The organism is Pseudomonas sp. K5002, from assembly GCF_013386655.1.
GTDB lineage: Bacteria > Pseudomonadota > Gammaproteobacteria > Pseudomonadales > Pseudomonadaceae > Aquipseudomonas.
In genome coordinates, this window is sequence record NZ_JACARK010000298.1 from 1 (window position 1) to 5173 (window position 5173).

7 protein-coding genes and 1 pseudogene are annotated in these 5173 nt (G+C 58.2%); all 8 read right to left on the reverse strand.

The annotated features are described in order from the left end of the window. Positions 1 to 62 precede the first annotated feature (62 nt). The gene (gene recX, locus HX846_RS15250; RefSeq protein WP_003208644.1) at positions 63 to 530 is read right to left on the reverse strand and encodes a recombination regulator RecX; all 468 of its coding nucleotides are present in this window, start codon (positions 528 to 530) and stop codon (positions 63 to 65) included. Between the two features lie 8 nt (positions 531 to 538). After that, on the reverse strand, positions 539 to 1597 hold the full coding sequence (recA, locus tag HX846_RS15255) for a recombinase RecA (protein ID WP_003208645.1): 1059 nt from the start codon (positions 1595 to 1597) through the stop codon (positions 539 to 541). An 83-nt stretch (positions 1598 to 1680) separates the two neighbouring features. Then, positions 1681 to 2181 carry a CinA family protein gene (locus HX846_RS15260; RefSeq protein ID WP_003208648.1) on the reverse strand — a complete coding sequence of 167 codons (501 nt, stop codon included), beginning with the start codon at positions 2179 to 2181 and terminating at the stop codon, positions 1681 to 1683. Positions 2182 to 2252: 71 nt separating this feature from the next. Then, positions 2253 to 2744 (reverse strand): lysis system i-spanin subunit Rz, encoded by a 492-nt coding sequence (locus HX846_RS15265; RefSeq protein ID WP_177028953.1) that lies wholly within the window; start codon positions 2742 to 2744, stop codon positions 2253 to 2255. Further along, entirely contained in the window at positions 2732 to 3256 is a 525-nt protein-coding gene (locus tag HX846_RS15270; RefSeq protein WP_372241985.1) for a glycoside hydrolase family 19 protein, read from the reverse strand. The genes HX846_RS15265 and HX846_RS15270 overlap by 13 nt, the downstream gene beginning before the upstream one ends. Before the next feature lie 63 nt (positions 3257 to 3319). Further along, a complete protein-coding gene (locus HX846_RS15275; RefSeq protein WP_178965653.1) occupies positions 3320 to 3922 on the reverse strand; it encodes a hypothetical protein in 603 nt (200 codons plus the stop codon). Positions 3923 to 3930: 8 nt separating this feature from the next. Continuing rightward, positions 3931 to 4944: a tail fiber protein gene (locus HX846_RS15280; protein ID WP_178903780.1), complete on the reverse strand. Its 1014-nt coding sequence runs from the start codon at positions 4942 to 4944 to the stop codon at positions 3931 to 3933. A gap of 11 nt (positions 4945 to 4955) precedes the next feature. Next, positions 4956 to 5173, reverse strand: a pseudogene (locus HX846_RS15285) (phage tail protein); the annotation flags it as partial.

A 5173-nucleotide genomic window follows, 5' to 3' on the forward strand; every position in this document is an offset into this window, starting at 1 on the left:
CAAGCTCCCTCGCCACACCAAGCCCCGCAATGATCAGAGCAACCATTTACCAGGCGCAGCCTTCAGTCATCCATATCCCGACCGCTCAACAGGCGACTGATCATCTCCATCGAAAACCCGCGATAACTCAGGAAGCGACCTTGCTTAGCCCGCTCACGCGCATCAATGGGCAGATGACCGGCAAACTTGCGCCGCCAGGTTTCTTCCAGTTGTGCCTGCCAACTGATGCCGCACTCACGCAACGCGAGTTCGATATCAGCCCGCTGCAGGCCACGCTGGCTCAGCTCTTCACGAATTCGTGCAGGGCCATAGCCGGATCGGGCTCGGTAGGAGACGAAACTTTCGAGGTAACGGGACTCCGACAGCAGCCCTTCTTCCGTCAAACGGTCAAGGGCTGCGTCGATCATCTCGGGATCTGCGCCACGCTGACGCAGCTTACGCGTCAGCTCGACTCGACCATGCTCGCGCCGTGCGAGCAGGTCCATTGCAGTGCGCCTTACGGCGACGGGTGTATCCAGGACAACGCTCATCGTTTGCTTCAGATGTCAGTGTCGACTTCTTCTACTTCTTCAACCGGCTCGCGGTTGGCGGCAGCCTTGACGTCAGGTGCCGGGGTCAGCAACTTGTCGCGGATCTGCTTCTCGAGCGTAGCGGCAACATCCGGGTTATCCGCAAGGAACTTGGCCGAGTTGGCCTTGCCCTGGCCGATCTTGCTGCCGTTGTAGGCATACCAGGCACCGGATTTCTCGACGAAACCGTGCAGCACGCCCAGGTCGATCATCTCGCCGTTCAGGTAGATACCCTTGCCGTAGAGAATCTGGAACTCGGCCTGACGGAACGGCGGGGCCACCTTGTTCTTCACGACTTTAACGCGGGTTTCGCTACCGACAACCTCGTCACCTTCCTTCACCGCGCCGGTACGACGGATGTCCAGACGGACCGAAGCGTAGAACTTCAGCGCGTTACCACCGGTGGTGGTTTCCGGGCTGCCGAACATCACGCCGATCTTCATCCGGATCTGGTTGATGAAGATCACCAGGCAGTTGGCGTTCTTGATGTTACCGGTGATTTTACGCAGGGCCTGGGACATCAAGCGGGCTTGAAGGCCCACGTGCATGTCGCCCATTTCGCCTTCGATTTCAGCCTTGGGTACCAGGGCTGCCACGGAGTCGACCACGATCACGTCGATGGCGTTGGAGCGCACCAGCATGTCGGTGATTTCCAGCGCTTGCTCACCGGTGTCCGGTTGCGAAACCAGCAGGTCGTCAACGTTGACGCCCAGCTTGCCGGCGTATTCAGGATCCAGGGCGTGCTCGGCATCGACGAACGCACAGGTGGCGCCCATTTTTTGTGCCTGGGCAATCACCGACAGGGTCAGGGTGGTTTTACCGGAAGATTCAGGACCGTAGATCTCAACGATACGGCCTTTTGGCAGGCCGCCAATGCCGAGCGCGATGTCCAGACCCAGAGAGCCAGTGGAGATAGCCGGGATCGCCTGACGGTCGTGATCGCCCATACGCATTACGGCACCCTTGCCGAATTGACGTTCGATCTGACCCAGGGCCGCAGCCAAGGCTTTCTTCTTGTTGTCGTCCATTAAAGTCCTCACGTAATCAATAAGGCCTGGCGGCCAACACCTGTATAAGTAGACAGTATTGTTCCACAAAGATCCGTGATCGCCTACCCCTGATTTTCTATTTCTGCTGCAGCTCGTCGCAACAAGCCCTCTAGCGCGGCCTTTACCGTTTGTCGGCGGACCTCGTCGCGGTTGCCGGGGAAGTGTTCGAGCTCGGCGGTAACCTCATCGCCCACGCCCCAGGCCAGCCATACGGTGCCCACCGGCTTGTCCGGCGAACCGCCATCGGGCCCGGCCACGCCGCTGACTGCCACGGCAAAACGCGCCAGGCTTTTCTCCTGGGCACCCCGCACCATCGCCTCCACCACTTCGCGGCTGACGGCACCGACCTTGGGGAACAGGGCTTCCGGTACATTCAGTTGCCGGGTCTTCTGGCGATTGGAATACGTGACATAGCCCGCCTCGAACCAGGCCGAACTCCCGGGAATCCGCGTGATTGCCTCGGCGATACCGCCGCCGGTGCACGACTCGGCCGTTGTGACGTGGGCATTGAGAACCTGCAAGCGTCGGCCAAGTTCAGCGGCGAGTTGAGTAATTTCCTTCACGGTCATCTCCTGGAGTGGACGGGCATTCGCCTACCCTACAGGAGCCCATGGGCCATGCAAGTTACAAGAGACTAACGCGCGACGGCCCGGACATACGCCTGGCAGGCGCGCAAGGCGATCATTGCGTTATCGCCGTCGTCGGTGATGCCGATAATTCGTTGAGCATGCGCCGGGTCAAGTCGGGCTCGCGGGGCGCCATGAACCAGGCTGCCGGAGGGGGCGGTGGCTGGCATTGCACAGCCGCTGACTGAATCGCTGGCGTCGAGAAGGACTGACAACCGCACATCAGCAGTGGCCAGGCGATCCCGCAGGTGAGCCTGAGCGCGTTGTGCATCGGAAAGCTCCCGGGTGTGTTGTTGGTCGCTGGCGCTGAGTTGTTGCTCCAGTGCCAGCCGTTTGTCCTGTTCGGCCTGTTGTTGCTGGCTGAGTGCTGCGGCATGCAGAGCCTGCAGGTGCTCGAGTTGTGCGCCATATCGCCAAGCCTGTACCTGCCAGGCAACACCCGCCGAAACTGCGAACAACAGGCAAAACCCAAGCAGGCGATACGACGTCAGGAAGCCCATGACACCGCCTTCGCCCGCGCCCACAGTTGCATACGGTTCTCCAGACCGTTGAGGCCACCATTGATGCGCCGGGTGATCGTGGTGAACTGGTCCTTGTCAGCCAGTTCGTTCAAGCCATTGCTCTGCCAGAACCACGCGGCAGATTCGCACGCCCATTGCGGCGTCTCCAGCAACTCCGGTTGGTGCAACAAACGCTCATCGCCGAACAATGCCTGACTGCACGCCAGGTAGTTGCGCCGGCCGGTGATCTGGATCAGGCCGCGGCCGCGATACTTCTGGCCATCGCCGTCGGCTTCCGGGGAGTTGCCCAGGCGGGCGGCCAAGGTACCGGTGTCGTATTTGCTCAGGTATTGATCGCTGCCCAGTTCACGTACGTAGCGCAGTTCGCCGGATTCGTGGCCGATTTGGGCGAGGAAGGCGGCGATGCGTTTGGGTGTGGTGATTTGGCGGTTGGACATGGCTGTGTTCAGCGCAGATACGAAAACGCCCGCTTGGGAGCGGGCGTTAGGCATGATTCGCACAAGATCATTTTGGGTTATCGGCATGAAAAAACCTCCGAACTCATGAGCACAGCACTATTGAACAAGGCCAACTATCCAGTCCGGCCTAACCGGCCGAAACTCGGAGACTGGAAACTTCGAACCCTGCGGCCAATTACGCAGGGCCTGAAGATATTCCAACAGTTGGGAAAACTGTTGTTCTGTCAGCGTTGCAGCGTCCAGGTTCAGGTCTGTCTCATCACGATGGCGCTCCCGCAACCACTTGACGTTATCGATCTCTGAATCTCTCCAGCGACGCTCGATATCAGCTAATGCAAAAGTATGCTGTGCTTCATCAAGCACCCATTTGTCGTTTTTCCAGACATAACCAGGGCCAGGCCATGGCTTGGAAGTTACGCCCTCCGGCAGTTCACCAAGCTGCTGCCATTGAACCTTCTCACCTGTATCAGTGTGATAAACATCACCACGCAAGTCCGCCACAACGCTCCAGGCACTGTCGCTACCAGCAATATGAACAACGGTAAACCCTTCCCCCACTACAGGCGGAGCCTCTGTAAACGCCATCGCCGGAACAATCCAGCAATCAGAAGTAAGAGGATCCGGGTCAGCGTACACGCTGCCGACGTATTCACCTGTAACCGGATGGGCTTGATAAACAACAAGGGATAGCTCATTCATAACTAATCTCAATATTTTATGCACATAAGGCGGGCAGTATTACGAGGCCGGGTTTCAAGTCCAACTCGTGGCTCCCCGTTAACTCCATCACTCACCGGAGCGGTTATCTGCGTCAGTGTCGAGCCACTGGGAAAATTGGCGATATTATTCCCTACAACACCCGAACCAGTGGTCCCTTGCCCCCAAGTTAGGTTATGGCGATGCCCCTGAATTTGATCACCTTGATAACTGCCGATTTTGCGGCCTGGATCAACGCCCCGGCCATCATCCAGGCCGCGGATAAACTCGCCTCGACTATCGGGCAAGTTGAATGTAGTGCTGCCATCTCCTGCACCGTAAGTTGTTCCAATAACGGCAAAAAGCTTGGCATATACGGTGCGTGAGATTTCCGCCCCGTTTTCTTTCAAAAAGCCGGTCGGTGCTACGGCACCGCAATACTGAATCGTCGTACCGACCGGAACCACCATCGATGCAGGATCAAGGTTTCCAGAATGCCAAAGCCTTCGCGTCGGACTCCAAACCTTCGCCTGAGAACACCCGCGAACGTAGATATCCGGTTCTGTATTGCCCTGCTGAAAACCGATCTGCCCGGCGTAGGTTCCATCTCCATACGGGATGTTCACCAGCCCAACGTAATTGACAAAACTGGTATTGCCGGAGCCGTAATAGTAAAAACCACCGGGTAGCCCAACAGCGTCAATCGCGACGGTGGGCGCAACGTTGCTCCCCAATCCATATTGGCCAATGCCAAGCGCATCTGTCACGCCGTAACCTGCCAACGTCGTCGGTTTATTCCTCAACTTCAACCAATCACTCAACACACTCAACGCTTGCGCCAGCTGATCGGTCTTCGTCTCATCCGGCGCAATCCCCGCCGCCGCCAGCACATTCAAAATCTCCTGCGTAACCCCATTCCCCCAAGCCGCCGGAATCAAGCTCCCCGGCGTCCCGGTCACCGGGTTTTCATCCACAAACTTGCCATTCACCAGCCCAACGCTGGGCACACTCTTTGGATAATCCACGCTTCTATCCTCTAGTCATAATTGATGTGCACCTGCGTATGAGCAGGTGCGCTGCGATGAATCAGGCACTCCAGGGCATTGCCCGGGTTGACGCCAAACCGCTCTCCCCAATAACTCGCCCCAAACCGCCGCCCCAGGTGCTGGCGGCCGCCGGTGTTGAGCGTCCACATGAAGTGCGCCTGCCAGGTGCCAAAATGCGCCGCGCCAAACCGTGAGCGGCCCATGCGCG